At 66.9% G+C, this 14,084-nt stretch carries 13 protein-coding genes; 8 read left to right on the top strand and 5 right to left on the bottom strand.

Translation table 11 applies throughout. The features are described 5' to 3' along the window. Window positions 1–7: 7 nt before the first annotated feature. Window positions 8–895 carry an alpha/beta fold hydrolase gene (locus SRAA_RS06370; protein ID WP_045531539.1) on the bottom strand — a complete coding sequence of 296 codons (888 nt, stop codon included), beginning with the start codon at window positions 893–895 and terminating at the stop codon, window positions 8–10. A gap of 130 nt (window positions 896–1,025) precedes the next feature. On the opposite strand from SRAA_RS06370, the gene greB reads away from it, so the two are divergent. Next, a complete protein-coding gene (greB, locus tag SRAA_RS06365; protein WP_045531538.1) occupies window positions 1,026–1,625 on the top strand; it encodes a transcription elongation factor GreB in 600 nt (199 codons plus the stop codon). Here the strand turns inward: greB and SRAA_RS06360 are convergent. From SRAA_RS06360 to SRAA_RS06345, 4 genes are all read right to left on the bottom strand, one after another. Continuing rightward, on the bottom strand, window positions 1,564–3,822 hold the full coding sequence (locus SRAA_RS06360) for a RelA/SpoT family protein (protein ID WP_045531536.1): 2,259 nt from the start codon (window positions 3,820–3,822) through the stop codon (window positions 1,564–1,566). The genes greB and SRAA_RS06360 overlap by 62 nt on opposite strands. 94 nt (window positions 3,823–3,916) lie before the next feature. Next, the gene (gene rpoZ, locus SRAA_RS06355; protein WP_045531534.1) at window positions 3,917–4,120 is read right to left on the bottom strand and encodes a DNA-directed RNA polymerase subunit omega; all 204 of its coding nucleotides are present in this window, start codon (window positions 4,118–4,120) and stop codon (window positions 3,917–3,919) included. Window positions 4,121–4,161: 41 nt separating this feature from the next. Further along, the gene (gmk, locus tag SRAA_RS06350; RefSeq protein ID WP_045531533.1) at window positions 4,162–4,782 is read right to left on the bottom strand and encodes a guanylate kinase; all 621 of its coding nucleotides are present in this window, start codon (window positions 4,780–4,782) and stop codon (window positions 4,162–4,164) included. A 2-nt stretch (window positions 4,783–4,784) separates the two neighbouring features. After that, window positions 4,785–5,699 carry a YicC/YloC family endoribonuclease gene (locus SRAA_RS06345; RefSeq protein WP_231849258.1) on the bottom strand — a complete coding sequence of 305 codons (915 nt, stop codon included), beginning with the start codon at window positions 5,697–5,699 and terminating at the stop codon, window positions 4,785–4,787. Window positions 5,700–5,750: 51 nt separating this feature from the next. Here SRAA_RS06345 and SRAA_RS06340 point away from each other — a divergent pair, with 51 nt between their 5' ends. The 7 genes from SRAA_RS06340 (at window position 5,751) to SRAA_RS06310 (ending at window position 14,042) form a co-directional block, all read left to right on the top strand. Next, the gene (locus SRAA_RS06340; protein WP_045531530.1) at window positions 5,751–6,764 is read left to right on the top strand and encodes a serine/threonine protein kinase; all 1,014 of its coding nucleotides are present in this window, start codon (window positions 5,751–5,753) and stop codon (window positions 6,762–6,764) included. Beyond that, a complete protein-coding gene (locus SRAA_RS06335; protein WP_045531528.1) occupies window positions 6,761–7,696 on the top strand; it encodes a PP2C family protein-serine/threonine phosphatase in 936 nt (311 codons plus the stop codon). The genes SRAA_RS06340 and SRAA_RS06335 overlap by 4 nt, the downstream gene beginning before the upstream one ends. Window positions 7,697–7,714: 18 nt before the next feature. After that, window positions 7,715–8,494, top strand: coding sequence for a ribonuclease PH (gene rph, locus SRAA_RS06330; RefSeq protein WP_045531526.1), 780 nt, complete (start codon window positions 7,715–7,717; stop codon window positions 8,492–8,494). 8 nt (window positions 8,495–8,502) lie between these two features. Continuing rightward, a complete protein-coding gene (gene rdgB / locus SRAA_RS06325) occupies window positions 8,503–9,120 on the top strand; it encodes an RdgB/HAM1 family non-canonical purine NTP pyrophosphatase (protein WP_045533427.1) in 618 nt (205 codons plus the stop codon). Then, a complete protein-coding gene (gene hemW / locus SRAA_RS06320) occupies window positions 9,117–10,313 on the top strand; it encodes a radical SAM family heme chaperone HemW (protein ID WP_231849257.1) in 1,197 nt (398 codons plus the stop codon). The genes rdgB and hemW overlap by 4 nt, the downstream gene beginning before the upstream one ends. A 118-nt stretch (window positions 10,314–10,431) precedes the next feature. Further along, entirely contained in the window at window positions 10,432–11,094 is a 663-nt protein-coding gene (locus SRAA_RS06315) for a CBS domain-containing protein (RefSeq protein ID WP_045531525.1), read from the top strand. Window positions 11,095–11,270: 176 nt separating this feature from the next. Next, on the top strand, window positions 11,271–14,042 hold the full coding sequence (locus tag SRAA_RS06310; RefSeq protein WP_045531524.1) for a DUF349 domain-containing protein: 2,772 nt from the start codon (window positions 11,271–11,273) through the stop codon (window positions 14,040–14,042). Window positions 14,043–14,084: the final 42 nt, after the last annotated feature.

The raw sequence follows: 14,084 nt of genomic DNA, 5'->3' as shown, positions 1-14,084 counted from the left end.
GCCCCCCTCAGGAGCCGCCGGCGAAGCTGCGCAGCGCCCGGTCGATGGCCAGCGCGCTTTCCTCGGGCCGCTCCATCGGGAACAGGTGGCTGCCCTCCAGGGTTTGCAGCCGGTCGCTGGGCGTGTGGCCCACCAGCTTGTGCGTGAGCCCCATGCCCACTTGGCGCAGCTCCACCGATTCGCTGCCGCCGACGAAGGCCAGCGGGCACGCCAGCGGGTGGCGGCGCAGCAGCCGGTCGAAGTGGTCCGGCAAGGTGTTGTAGATCGCGGTTTCGACTTCGCGCTCAAAGCTGAGCACGCGCTTGCTGCCCTGCGCCGTGGCGGCCTCGTGCGTGCCGTGGGCAATGTAGTCGCGCAGCACCCGTTCGTCCCAGCGCGCAAAAGCTTTTTTGTGGGCGAAGTGCGCCAGCGCTTCCTCGGCGCTGGCCCAGCTGTTGCGCCGCTTGCGGCTGACCTGCCCCGGCGAGACGGCACCGATGAGCCGCGTCTGCTTGGCCGCTTGCAGCGCGCGGGCGCGCCAGCCACTGAGCAGCGGGGAGTCGAGCAGCACCACCCCGGCCACCGGCCGGCCGCCCAGCAGCGGGAATTTGGCGGCGCACATCAGGCTCAGGTAGCCGCCCAGCGAATGGCCCACCAGATACAGGGGGGACTCCCGATCGGCCGCGCTGGCGTACTCGCGCAGCACGAAATCGGCCAGTTGCTGCACCAGGTGCGGCCAGTTGCTGCTGACTGGGTAGGCCGGGTCGTGGCCAAACTTCTCGGGCGCGCGCACCGCGTAGCCCAGTTGCTGCAAGCGCTCAAACAGCACGCGGTAGGTGGGACCGGGAAAGCTGTTGGCGTGTGAAAACACGATCCGGGGTCTGGTGGAGGCACTTAGGGAATCGGTCGATGACATGGATTGGGTTTCGGGTGATGGGTGCAGCTGGGATTTTCGCCTAGAAGGGCGTCCGAAGCGGTCGCCCAGGTGGCCACCACATCCGGGACAATGCGCTGTTGAAAGAACGCCCCAAAATGGCACCCGCCCCATGAGCAAAGCCTTCACCAAAGAAACCGATCACGACGACGACGACGATGCCACCGCTGGCGCAGCGCCGCTGCCTGCCGGCGGCAAGAACTACATCACGCCCGCCGGCCATGCGCGGCTGCGCGCCGAGCTGCTGCATCTGCTCGACGTCGAGCGCCCGCGCGTGGTCGAGGTGGTGCACTGGGCCGCCAGCAACGGCGACCGCTCGGAAAACGGCGACTACCTGTACGGCAAAAAACGCCTGCGCGAGATCGACCGCCGCATCCGTTTTTTGGGCAAACGCCTGGAAATCGCAGTGGTGGTCGATCCCGCTTTGCAGCACGGCAGCGAACAGGTGTTTTTTGGGGCCAGCGTGGTGTTTGCCCGCGCCGACGGCAGCCAGACCTGCGTCACCATTCTGGGCATCGACGAAGCCGAGCCGAGCTTGGGCCAGATCAGTTGGGTGGCCCCGGTGGCGCAGGCCCTGCTGAAAGCGCGCGTGGGCGACGAGGTGCGCTTGCGCACCCCGGCGGGCTGGGAGCTGCTGGAAGTGATCGAGGTCAGCTACCCGGCCGCTGGGGCCGCAGGCGCTGCGCCCGCACCACCGCCGGCGTGCGCTTGAGCTGGCGCAGCACGCGCGCCAAATGCACCCGGTCGCGCACCGCCAGCGCAAAGCGCAGGTCGATGGTGCTCTGGCCGCGCTCGTCGCCCATGTGCAGGTGCGTGATGTCGGCCTCCGCCGCCGCCAGCGCCGCCGCCACCTTGGCCAGCACGCCGGTGCCGTTGTTGACGGTGACGAGCACGCTGGTCTCGAAGGAGCGCGTCGGTTCCTCGGCCCATTCGACTTCTAGGAAGCGCTCGCTGTCGCGGTGCAGCAGGCGTTTGCCGGTGGGGCAGTCGTCGGTGTGCACCACCAAGCCATCGCCCTTGCCCAAGTAGCCCACGATGCGGTCGCCCGGTATGGGCAGGCAGCAGTCGGCGTATTGCACCGAGGCGCCTTCGCTGCCGTCGAGCGAAACCACGCCTTGGCTGGCTTGGTCTTCGGCCGCAATGCCGTAGCGTTCTTGGCTGATTAAAAGCACATCGGGCTTGTGGCCGATCTCGCCCAGCAGCGCCGCCAGCTTCTTGGACACCATGCCGGCAATGCGCTTGCCCAGCCCGAGGTCGGTGAGCAGTTCGCGGCGGTTGCGGTTGCCGGTAAAGCGCAGCAGCTTGTCCCATGTGGCTTGGTGGGCGGCATCGGTCTCGTCGGGCAGGCCGATGAAGCCCTCGGCGCGCAAGGCCTGCAGCAGCAGCCGCTCGCCCAGCGCGTGCGACTCCTCCAGCGCCAGCGTTTTCAGGTGGTGCCGGATCTTGGAGCGTGCGCGCCCGGTTTTGACAAAACCGAGCCAGCTCGGGTTGGGCTGCGCGTGCGGCGAGGTGAGGATCTCTACCATATCGCCATTTTTGAGCCGGGTGCTCAAGGGCACCTGTTCGCCGTTGATTTTGGCCCCGATGGCGCGGTTGCCCACGTCGGAGTGGATGGTGTAGGCAAAATCCACCACCGTGGCCCCGTGCGCCAGCGTGAGGATGCGGCTCTTGGGCGTGAACACATAGACCGAATCCGGGAACAGGTCGATTTTGATGTGGTCCCAGAACTCGGCTGCGTCTTGGCTGACTTGTTGGATGTCAAGCAGCGATTGCAGCCAGCGCGCGTCGGGTTCTTGCTGCACCGGACCATCGGCGGCGCTGGCCTTGTAGAGCCAGTGCGCGGCCACGCCCGATTCGGCCACCACATCCATGGCCGGGGTGCGCAACTGGAACTCGATGTTGGCACCAAACGGCCCCACCAGCGTGGTGTGCAGCGACTGGTAGCCATTCATCTTGGCGATGGCGATGTAGTCGCGGAACTTGTCCGGCAGCGGTTTGTAAATTTGGTGCAAGATGCCCAGCGCCCGGTAGCAATCGAGCAGCTCAGGCAGGATGACGCGAAAGCCGTAGAGGTCGGTGACTTGGGCAAAGGACAGGTGCTTGCTGTCCATTTTGTTGTAGATGGAAAACAGCGTTTTTTCGCGCCCGACGATGCGCGCTTCCAGCCCGTGGCGCAACAAGGCCCCCTCGACTTCACCGCGCACTTTGGCGACCAAATCTTGGCGCCGGTTGCGCGATTTTTCCAGCGCCTTGGACAGCGCCTGGTAGCGCCACGGGTGCAGGTGCTTGAAGGCGAGGTCTTGCAACTCGCGGTAGTTGTTGTTCAGGCCCAAGCGGTGCGCGATGGGGGCGTAGATTTCCAGCGTTTCGGTGCTGATGCGGCTCCATTTGCGGCGCGGCATGTCGCCCAGGGTGCGCATGTTGTGGGTGCGGTCGGCCAGCTTGATGAGGATCACGCGCACGTCGCGCGCCATGGCCAGCAGCATCTTGCGAAAGGATTCGGCTTGGTTTTGCTCGCGGCTGTCGAATTCGAGCTTGTCGAGCTTGGTCAGTCCATCGACCAAGTCGGCCACTTGGGGGCCAAACTGTTGCACCAAGTCGGCTTTGGAGCAGCCGCAGTCTTCGAGCACATCGTGCATCAGGGCCGCGCACAGGGCTTGGGCGTCGAGCTTCCACTCGGTGCACTGCAGCGCGACGGCAATCGGGTGCGTCACGTAGGGGTCGCCGTTGTTGCGCAACTGCCCCGAGTGGGCTTGGTCGGCAAAGCGAAAGGCTAGGCGCACCTGCTCGATTTCGGCGGCGTTGAGGTAATCGAGGGCCGATTCGAGCGCAGAAAAACTGGCCGCAACAGCGGCCGACGGTGCCATTGGGGCATTGGCACGCGGGCTTGCGATGACGTCGTCGCTCATGGTAAGCCCTACTTTAGCCGGAACGGCGCTGGCGTGCAGAACCAACGCCAAAATTTACCCGGCGCTGAGCGGCAGCGCAGCCCGGGTTGGGGGCTCAGGAAGGCACTTTTTTGAGCATTTCCAGCCCTATTTTGCCCTCGGCAATTTCGCGCAGGGCGGTCACAACCGATTTGTTCTTGCTCTCGACCTTGGGCGTGTGGCCCTGGTTGAGCATGCGCGCCCGGTAGGTGGCGGCCAACACGAGCTGGAAGCGGTTGGGGATTTTTTCCAGACAGTCTTCGACGGTGATGCGGGCCATGGGTGTGCAAAAAGGTTGTGTGGGGAGGATGGGGAGAGTGATCAAGCGATTTGCAGCGCGCTGAAGGTGTCCGCACGCCGGCGGCGCTGGGTGGCCACACGCAAGCGCTGGGCGTGGGCGATCGACTGCAGATCAGACAGGGCGCGCTCAAATGAATCATTGATTATAACGAAGTCGAAGCGATCGACTTGGGCCACCTCTTCCACGGCGTTGCGCAGCCGCAGCTCGATCACCTCGGCGCTGTCTTCGGCGCGCCGTTGCAGCCTAGTGCGCAGCTCCTCCCAACTGGGGGGAAGCACAAAAATCAGGGCCGCATGCGGGAATTGTTGCTTGATCTGCAGGGCGCCCTGGTAGTCGATCTCGAGCACCAGGTCGGCCCCGTTGCGCAGCGCCTCGGCCAGCGCCAGGTGCGAGGTGCCGTAGCGCTGGCCGTGCACGTGCGCCCACTCGACGAAGGCCCCCGCTGCCAGCAACTGGTCAAAGGTCTGGGCGCTCACAAAGTGGTATTCGCGCCCATTGCGCTCTTGGCCCCGCGGGGCCCGGGTGGTGTGCGAGATCGACAAGGCCAGCAGCGCATCAGCTTGCCGCCACGCCTTGACGAGGCTCGATTTGCCGGTGCCGCTGGCGGCACAGACCACGTACAGGTTGCCGGGGTAATCCATCTTTATTCGAGATTTTGCACCTGTTCGCGCATTTGCTCGATCAGCACTTTCATTTCCACCGCAATGCGCGTCAGGGTGAGGCTGGAGGATTTGCTGCCCAAGGTGTTGGCCTCGCGTTGCAGTTCTTGGATCAAAAAATCGAGCCGCTTGCCGACCTCGCCGCCGCGCTGCAGCACGTCGCCGATCTCGCTCAGGTGCGACTGCAGGCGCGTCAGTTCTTCAGCGACGTCAAGCCGCAGCGCGTAGGCGGTGGCTTCGGTCAGGGCGCGCTCGTGGGCCGCCGCCGGGGCGGGGCTGGAGTCGGCGCCGGTGTGGCCCATGGCCTCGTTCCAGCGCTCCAGAAAACGCAGCCGCTGCTGCTCGACCTGGGCCGGCACCAAGGGCTGGGCCTGTTGCGCCAGCGCCTGCAACTGTGCGAGCCGCTCGTGCAGCATCTGGACCAGCCGTTCGCCCTCGCGTTGGCGGGCGTGGCGCAGCTCGTCGAGCACCTGTGCGGCCAAGCTGGACGCGGCCTCGGTCAAGGCGGCCGGCAGTGGGGGCGTGCGCGCCAGCAATTGCAGCAGCTCGGCCACCGAGAGTTCGCGCGCATGGGGCAGCCAAGTGCGGATCTGGTCTTGCATAGACAGCAATTTTTGCAGTTCGGCGCTGTTGGGAGCGCGCCATGCGGCCTCGGTGCGGCCCTCGACCCACGCCCGCAACTCGACCTTGCCGCGCTTGAGGCTGGCTTGCAGGCGCTCACGCAGCGCGGGTTCGCAGGCGCGCAGTTCATCGCCCAAGCGAAACCCCAAGTCCAGAAAGCGGCTGTTGACGGAACGAATCTCCACCCCCAGCACGAGCTCGGGCGAGTGGGGGGCGGCCTCGGTGGGGCGCAGGCGCTGGGTGGCGCAGGCATAGCCGGTCATGCTGTAAACTGGCACGGATTCACTCTTTTCTTGTTGCAACGATGCGGGTTTTGCTCTGTTCCGATTATGTCAAAGACCAAGCCCGCTCCCTTGCCCCCCGAAACCCTGATTGGCGGCTACCGGGTGCTGCGTCTGTTGGCCAGTGGCGGGTTTGGCTTGGTCTATCTGGCGCTCGACCCGGCCGGGCAGAAGGTGGCGCTCAAGGAATACCTGCCTGCTTCGCTGGCCTTGCGCGCGCCGGGCGAGTTGCTGCCGCAGGTGCCGCCCGAAAAGCTCTCCCTGTACCGGCTCGGGCTCAAAAGCTTTTTTGAAGAAGGCCGGGCGCTGGCGCAAATTTCGCACCCATCGGTGGTCGGGGTGCGGCATTTTTTTCGAGAAAACGAGACCGTCTATATGGTCATGGACCTGCTCGAAGGCGCCTCGCTGCAGGAGTTCATCGTCACGGCGCGCGCGCTCAAGCGCAAAAAGATTTTTCGTGAAGCCACCATCCGCTCGCTCTACGACGAGTTGCTGCGTGGCTTGCGCATCGTGCACCAGCACAAAATGCTGCACTTGGATATCAAGCCGGCCAACATTTTTATTACTGACGCCAACAAACCCATTTTGATCGATTTTGGCGCGGCCCGCGAGGTGCTCAGCGCCGAAGGCAATTTCGTGCGCCCCATGTACACGCCCGGCTTTGCCGGCCCCGAGATGTACCAGCGCGGCGCCCAGTTGGGCCCGTGGACCGATATGTATGCCGTGGGCGCCTGCCTCTACTCCTGCATGCAAGGCTACCCACCCCACGACGCCCCGCAGCGTCTTGAAAAAGACCGACTGCCGCTGGCCATGACGCGCTTGCGCGGGCTCTATTCCGACAACCTGATCGAGGTGGTGCAGTGGTGCATGGCGCTGCAGGCCACGGCGCGGCCGCAGTCGGTGTTCGAGTTGCAAAAAGAATTGCAACGCGAGCCCACCCCAGTCTTTAGCCCGCCCAGCCTGGCCGACAAACTGCGCCAGCAAGTCGGTCGTTTTTGGCCCGGTTCCTCCAAACTTCCCGTCACCCCTTCTGGGCGCTCCAGTTTTCATCCCGAGTCATGAAGTTTTCGGTTTTTCAGGCCAGCAGCCAAGGGGGGCGCGACGACAACGAAGACCGCCTCGGTTACACCTACACCCACGAGGCAATTTTGCTCACCTTGGCCGATGGCATGGGGGGGTACAGCGGGGGCGAGCAGGCGGCTGAAATTGCGGTGCGGGTGTTCACCCAGTCCTTTTTGGCGCAGGCGCGGCCGCGGCTGGCCCATCCGCCGGCTTTTTTGCAGCAGACCCTGTTGCAAGCCAACCGCGCCATTGTCGATTACGCCCGTTCCAACGACCTGTCCGAGCAGCCGCGCACCACGCTGGTGGCGGCGCTGCTGCAAGACGGGCAACTGTGGGCGGTGCACGCTGGCGATTCGCGCCTGTACGGGCTGCGCGCCGAACGGGTGTGGTTTCGCACCCGCGACCACAGCTTCCAAGACAAACCGGAGCTGTTTCAGCAGCCGTCCCGTTTGGCGAATCGAAATTTGCTGTTTACCTGCTTGGGCTCGCAATCGACGCCCTTGTTCGACCACACCGGCCCCTTGGCCTTGCAGGCCGGCGATCAGCTGCTGCTGTGCTCCGATGGCCTGTGGTCTACCCAATCCGACGCCGATCTGGTGGCGGCCCTGCAGGGCCGGGCGCTGCGCCACAGTGTGCCGGCCTTGGTGCGCCAGGCTTTGCACAAGGCCGGCCCGCGCAGCGACAACGTGTCGTTGTTGGCGCTGCAGTGGGGCGGCGATGGCGCGGCCGCAACGGGGCCCGGGGTGGCGCAGGCCGATTTGTTTGAGGGCTCGTCGATTTCCAGCTTCGGTCAGGTCGTCGACCTTGGCCCCGACGCCCAGCCAACCCCAGGGGAGGGTGACGATGTGTTCGATCTGGAGCGCATCGAGCAATCCATCGATGAAATCAACGCCGCCATCCGCCGCACCGCCTTGCGCCGCAACCGTCCGTAATACCTGAGCCAATTTCACATGACTGCAAACCCCTTGAGCCACCCCACACCCGCCCGCCTCGACGCCCGCCCAGCCCATGCCCTGCGCCCGGTGCGCCTCACGCGCGCCTACACCTGCCACGCCGAGGGCTCGGTGCTGGTTGAGTTTGGCCGCACCCGGGTGCTGTGCACCGCCTCGATCGAAGACAAGGTGCCGCCGCACCAAAAGGGCAGCGGCGCCGGCTGGGTCACGGCCGAATACGGCATGCTGCCGCGCGCCACCCACACCCGCAGCGCGCGCGAGGCCGCCAAGGGCAAGCAAAGTGGGCGCACGCAAGAGATCCAGCGCCTGATCGGGCGCTCGCTGCGCGCGGTGTTCGATCTGGCGGCGCTGGGCGAGCGCACCCTCACGCTCGATTGCGACGTGCTGCAGGCCGACGGCGGCACCCGCACCGCCGCCATCACCGGCGCCTGGGTGGCGGCGCACGATGCGGTGCAGCAGTTGCTGCGCAGTGGGCAATTGGCGCGTTCGCCCCTGCTGCAACCGGTGGCGGCGGTGTCGGTCGGCCTGCTGCAGGGGCTGGCGCTGCTCGATTTGGACTACGACGAAGATTCGGCCTGCGACACCGACATGAACGTGGTCATGACTGGCGCCGGCCATTTCGTGGAAGTGCAGGGCACCGCCGAAGGCCAGCCCTTCAGCCACGAGCAGATGAGCCAGATGCTGCGCCTGGCCGAAAGCGGCATCACCGAGCTGATCGCGCTGCAACGCGCCGCCGTGGCGGCCCCCGTGCCCGGCTTGGCCTCGCAGCAGCCGTGAAGCCGGCGCTGACCCTGGTGCTGGCGACCCACAACGCCGGCAAACTGGCCGAACTGCAAGCCCTGCTGCAGCCTTTGGGCGTGCGGCTGCTGAGCCAGTCCGAGTTGGGCATTGCCGAGGCCGATGAACCGCACCGCACCTTCGTGGAAAACGCCTTGGCCAAGGCGCGCCACGCCAGCGCCGCCAGCGGCCTGCCCGCGCTGGCCGACGACGCCGGGCTGTGCGTCGAGGCCTTTGGTGGCCAGCCGGGGGTGGACACCGCCTTCTACGCGACCCGCTTTGGCTACCCCAAGGGCGACACCCACAACGTGCGCGCCCTGCTGGAGCAGATGCAGGGCCAGAGCAACCGGCGCGCCGCCCTAGTCAGCACCCTGGTGGCGCTGCGCTCACCCGACGACCCCGAGCCCCTGGTGGCCAGCGGGCGCCTGCATGGCCTGATTGCCACCGAAGCCACCGGAACGCACGGATTTGGCTTCGACCCGGTGCTCTACCTGCCCGAATACGGGCAAACCTGCGCCCAGTTGCCGCCCGCGCTCAAAAACAGCCTCAGCCACCGCGGCCAAGCGGCGCGCGCCCTGCTGGAGCTGATGCGCCAGCGCTGGCTACCTTGGGCGGGCGAGTCGTGAGCGCGGTCCAGACCGTGCGCCTGGAGCGCCCCGGCCGCATCCAGCTCACCAGCCTGCCGCCACTGGCCTTGTATGTGCACCTGCCGTGGTGCCTGAAAAAATGCCCCTACTGCGACTTCAATTCGCATGCCCTGCAAGGCGCTGCGCCCCCGCCCTGGGAGCGCTATCTGCAAGCGCTGCGCGCCGACCTCGAAGCCAGTCTGCCGCTGGTGTGGGGGCGTAACGTGCACAGCGTCTTCATCGGCGGCGGCACCCCCAGCCTGCTGCCGCCCGAGGCACTGGAGCGTTTGTTGTCCGACCTGCGCGCCTTGCTGCCGCTGCTGCCCGATGCCGAAATCACGCTCGAGGCCAACCCCGGCAGCTTCGAGCGCCAGCGCTTTGCTGCCTACCGCGCCGTGGGCGTGACGCGCCTGAGCGTGGGCGTGCAATCCTTCGACGACCGCTTTTTGCACGCCTTGGGCCGGGTGCACGACGCCGCCCAGGCACACGCGGCGGTGCAAGAGGCGGCGCAGCACTTCCCAACCTTCAACCTCGACCTGATGTATGCGCTGCCGGGCCAGACGCTGGCCGATTTGCAGCAGGACCTGGAGCGCGCCTTGGACTATGCGCCCCCGCACCTGTCGCTCTACCACCTCACGCTCGAGCCCAACACCGCCTTTGCCAAGCATCCGCCGCCGCATTTGCCCGACCAAGACAGCGCCTGGGACATGCTCGATGCCATCGGCGCCCGCTGCGCCAGCGCCGGGCTGCAGCGCTACGAGGTGTCGGCCTACGCCCGGGCCGAACACCAGTGCCGCCACAACCTGAACTACTGGCGCTTTGGCGACTACCTGGGCATAGGGGCGGGGGCGCACGGCAAGCTCAGTTTCGCGCAGCGCGTGCTGCGCCAGGTGCGCTGGCGCGACCCGCAGCGCTACATGGAGCAGGCCTTGCAGGGCCAGCCGGTTGCCAGCGAAAACGAAGTGCCCGCCAGCGAATTGCCGTTTGAATTCATGCTCAACGCGCTGCGCTTGCGCGAGGGCTTTGCGGTGGCCGATTTTGGTGCCCGCACCGGCCTGCCGCTGGCTGCCATCCAGGCCCCATTGGCCGAGGCCGAGGCCAAGGGCTGGATCGAGCGCGACGCCTGGCGCATCCGGCCCAGCGCACGCGGTTTTGATTTTCTCAACGACCTGCAAGCCCTGTTTTTGCCCTGATGTTTTCGCCCTGACGGCGGCCGTCGCGCTGCTGCCGTGCGCTGGCGCCTGGTTTTTGGCCGTGGCACCTGGTATGCCGCCATAATGCACAGGGTTGCGTCTGAACGAGGGGTGCATCATGTTTGCGATTTACGGCACATCTGGGCTCATGTACCGCGGCTTGGCGGAGGATTTGCGCCGCGTCGTACCCACCTTGCGCAGTGCGCGCACGCGCGCGCTCGAGCCCGAGTTCGACCGCCCGCTGCAAGTGCCCGAAACCGGCACCCCACCCGATGCCGAGCACCGAGGCAGTGCCCACGCCCTGAGCGCCTACAGCCAGTTGCAGCGGGCGCCGCTGGCCAGACGGCCCTTGCGCAGCGTGGCCGATGTCATGAGCCGCAACCCGGTGACGCTCTCGCACGACATGACGGTGCGCCAAGGCTGGTGGGTCTTGTATCAGCGCGGCGTTGGCCAGGCCCCGGTGCTGGGCCGCGATGGGCTGGTGATCGGGCTGCTGTCGCGTGCCGAACTGATGCAGCCCGAGCGCTTGCCCACCCCCGACGGGCACGCCCTGGTCTGGCAGGCCCTGATGGCGCAGCCCCTGACGCAAGTCATGCTCAGCCCCGTGCCTGCGGTCAGCGCCGAAGTGGAGCTGCGCCGCTTGGCGCTGGTGCTGCTCGATACCGGTTTGCAAGGCCTGCCGGTGGTCGATGGCGAGGGCCGGGTAGAGGGTTTCGTCACCCGCACCGACATCCTGAAGGCCGTGGTGCACGATCCACCCCTGGATTTGTGGGCGGGTTGAGGCCTGAGACCCAAAGCACGGTTTTTTTGCCGCTCGCGGGCCGTGTTTGCGCCCCCCGCTGTTGCAAATCGGGGGTCGGGGTGCAGGCAAAACCGAATTGCGGGCAGCCACAGCCCATTTGGGCTGCGAATGCGGCGACAATAGGCAGCTGATTTTTATTCATCCCGATCAACCCGATGTACCCGTTTGCCTCCTATGGGAGCCGGGTTGCCTTGCCTACCCCCGAAGCCGTGAACGCCTCTGTCAAGTCCGCCCAACCCACCGCCGATCTGTCGCAACTCGACGCCCTGACCGGAGGCGCCTTCAAGGCGCCGACCTCTGGCGAGCGCGCCGCCCGCTTGCGCGAATGGCTGGCCAGCGAGCCCAGCCTCGAACAAATGACCGAGGTTTTTCGCGAATTCTCGCACCGCGACAAAGGGGCGGCCAAAGCGCTCAAGGACAAACTCGACGAGCTCAAGCGCACCAAGGCGCAAGATGCCATTGCCGAAGAGTGGGCGGCCAAGGCCAAGGCCCTGCTGGCCCAGCCGCGCCTGAATCTGGCCGACGCCATGGGCTGGCAGCGCGATGCCGCCAAGGCCGGGGCGCCGCTGTCGCGCGAGCCGCTGGCGGGCTTGCGGCTGGCTTTGAGTGAGCGCATGAAAGCGCTCGAAGACCTGCAGCACCAGGTGCAGGTGCAGCGCGAAGCCGCCGTCATGCTGGCGCAGCGCATCGAGTTGCTCTCGACCAAGGCACTGGCCGAGGCGCAGGCCCAGCGCGAGCCCTTGCGCACCGACGTGGCGGCCTGGACCCATCATGCCAGCGGGCTGTCAGCCGACCCGGTCTGGGAAAGCCTCGAACCCAAATACGCCTTGCAGCTCGACACCTCGCGCAACCAGTTGCACCTGGTCTGGGAAGCCTTTGACGCCGCGCTCGCTCAAGCCCTGGCCGCTGCAAGCGACGCGCAGGTGGCCCTGCCAGCGGTACCGGTTTGGGCCGACGAATTGCGCGCCCTGCGGGGTGAGGCCACGCCACCTGCCGTCGATGCGCTCGAGCAATCGGGTCGGCAGCAACAGGCCAGCTTGGCTGTGGCTGCGGCTGTGGCCGCGTTGCAGCAAGAGTTGGCACAAGGGCACAGCAAAACGGCACCCAAGGCTGCCGCTGCTTTGCGCCAGCTGCTCAAAGACCATGCTCGCCACATCCCGCCCGCCCTCGAGGCCGAGGCCCAGGCGGCGCTGGTCAGCAGCAGCGAACTCGAAGGCTGGCAACGCTGGCGCGCCGACCAGTTGCGCGAAGAACTGCTGGCCAAGGCGGTGGCGCTCAACCTCGCCCCTGAGGGGCAGCGTTTGGGTGGGCGCAAGGTGCAAGAGGCGCTGCGCCAGTTGCGCGAACAATGGAAAGCCACCGATCAAGGGGGGGCACCCAACCAAGCCCTTTGGAAAAAATTCGACGAAGCCTGCAACGAGGCGCACAAACAGGTTGAAGCGTGGCTGGAGCAACTCAAGCAGCAAAACCAGGCCAGCCGGGCCCAGCGCCTGGCGCTGATCGAAGAAGTGCAGGCTTGGGCGGCGGCGCATGCCACCCACACCGACTGGAAGCTGCAACTGCGCGACCTGCATGCCTATGCCGAGCGCTGGCGCCAGAGCGGCCACCTGAGCGAAAAGCTGTTTGCCGAGCTGCAACCGCTCTGGAAAGCGGCCATCAGCCAAGCCCATGCGCGCCTAGAAGCGGCGCAAGATCAGAGCGTGCAGCGCCGTCAGGCCTTGATTGCCGAGGCGCAGGCCCTGGCTCAAGTGGTGCCGCTGCGCATCGACGCCGTGAAGGCCTTGCAACAGCGCTGGCAACAGGAAGCGCAAGCGGTGCCGCTGGATCGGCGCCTGGAACAAAAACTCTGGGAGGCGTTTCGCCAGCCCATCGACGCCGCTTTTGAGCGCAAGACGGCCGAGCGCGAGCAGGTTTCCGCCTCGCTGGGCGCCCACGATCAGGCGGTGCTGCAAGCCGCGCAGGCACTGGAAGCCGCCTGTGCGGCGGGCGATGCGCAGCGCATCCGCGCCGCCAGCGAGGCCCTGCAAGCCTGTTTGCGCGGGCAAACCCCGCCTGCCGTGCCGCCCAAGGCGGCCAAGCCAGATGCTGCTGCGCCAGATGCTGCCGTGGCCGAAGCCAGTTCCGAAGCCAGTGCGGACGCTGGAGCCAACCCGGATTCGAACGCCGACTCGGTCACCAGCATCACCGAACCCGATACCACCGCCACACCCTCCGAGGCCGCGGGCAAAGCCCCAGCAGCCCCAGCTGCGGCCGCCGCCGCCCCACGCAAGCTGGTGGCCATGCGAGGCGACGACCGGCCCGGCATGGCGCGGGCGCAGCCGCAATCCGGCCGCCCGGGTGCGGGCCGCGACGACCGCCGCCCACGCGATGGCGGCTTCGGCGATGCGCGCCCACAACGCGGCGGCGAGCGCGGCGGCGAGCGCCCAGACTGGCGCAGCGAGCGCGAAGAGCGCGGCCCGCGCTTGGGCGATGCCGCGTTCCGGGCCCAGCGCCAGGCGCTGGAGCAGGCCGAGCTGGCACTCAAAAAACTCGCCACCCAGGCCCACGGCGAAGCGTTGATGGGCTTGCTCGGCGCTTGGCAGCAGCGCAACCCCGAGGCCGTGCCCAGCGCCCAAGCCTTGGGCGGCAAGGCGGCGGCTGCGGCGCGCTCTGCTTGGGCCAGCGCCTTGGGCAAAGCCCCCGCACCCGCAGCCGAGGCCGCGCGCAGCACGCACCTGCTGCGGCTCGAAATGGCGGCCGAACTGCCCACCCCGGCCGCGCACCTCGAAGCGCGACGCGCCCTGCAACTGCAACTGCTCACGCGCCGCCACGACCCGGCCCCGGCGCAAACCTGGGCCCAAGACGTGGCCCAGGTGCTGGCCAGCCCCTTTGATGCCGCCGCCGCCGAGCGCTTGCAGGCGGTGCTCAAGGTGCTGCTGCGGCGTTGAGCCCGGGATCTGCCCCCCGGCACCGGGAGGGCTGAGCCGCGC

The sequence above is a fragment of the Serpentinimonas raichei genome (assembly GCF_000828895.1).
In the GTDB taxonomy this organism is placed as follows: Bacteria; Pseudomonadota; Gammaproteobacteria; order Burkholderiales; family Burkholderiaceae_C; genus Serpentinimonas; species Serpentinimonas raichei.
This window is presented reverse-complemented; position numbering and strand designations above follow the sequence as displayed.

Bases quoted from the DNA above. Each gene is read 5' to 3' on its own strand.
- SRAA_RS06370 (WP_045531539.1), bottom strand. From the start codon at position 895: ATGTCATCGACCGATTCCCTAAGTGCCTCCACCAGACCCCGGATCGTG.
- greB (WP_045531538.1), top strand. From the start codon at position 1,026: ATGAGCAAAGCCTTCACCAAAGAAACCGATCACGACGACGACGACGAT.
- SRAA_RS06360 (WP_045531536.1), bottom strand. From the start codon at position 3,822: ATGAGCGACGACGTCATCGCAAGCCCGCGTGCCAATGCCCCAATGGCA.
- rpoZ (WP_045531534.1), bottom strand. From the start codon at position 4,120: ATGGCCCGCATCACCGTCGAAGACTGTCTGGAAAAAATCCCCAACCGC.
- gmk (WP_045531533.1), bottom strand. From the start codon at position 4,782: ATGGATTACCCCGGCAACCTGTACGTGGTCTGTGCCGCCAGCGGCACC.
- SRAA_RS06340 (WP_045531530.1), top strand. From the start codon at position 5,751: ATGTCAAAGACCAAGCCCGCTCCCTTGCCCCCCGAAACCCTGATTGGC.
- SRAA_RS06335 (WP_045531528.1), top strand. From the start codon at position 6,761: ATGAAGTTTTCGGTTTTTCAGGCCAGCAGCCAAGGGGGGCGCGACGAC.
- rph (WP_045531526.1), top strand. From the start codon at position 7,715: ATGACTGCAAACCCCTTGAGCCACCCCACACCCGCCCGCCTCGACGCC.
- SRAA_RS06315 (WP_045531525.1), top strand. From the start codon at position 10,432: ATGTTTGCGATTTACGGCACATCTGGGCTCATGTACCGCGGCTTGGCG.
- SRAA_RS06310 (WP_045531524.1), top strand. From the start codon at position 11,271: ATGTACCCGTTTGCCTCCTATGGGAGCCGGGTTGCCTTGCCTACCCCC.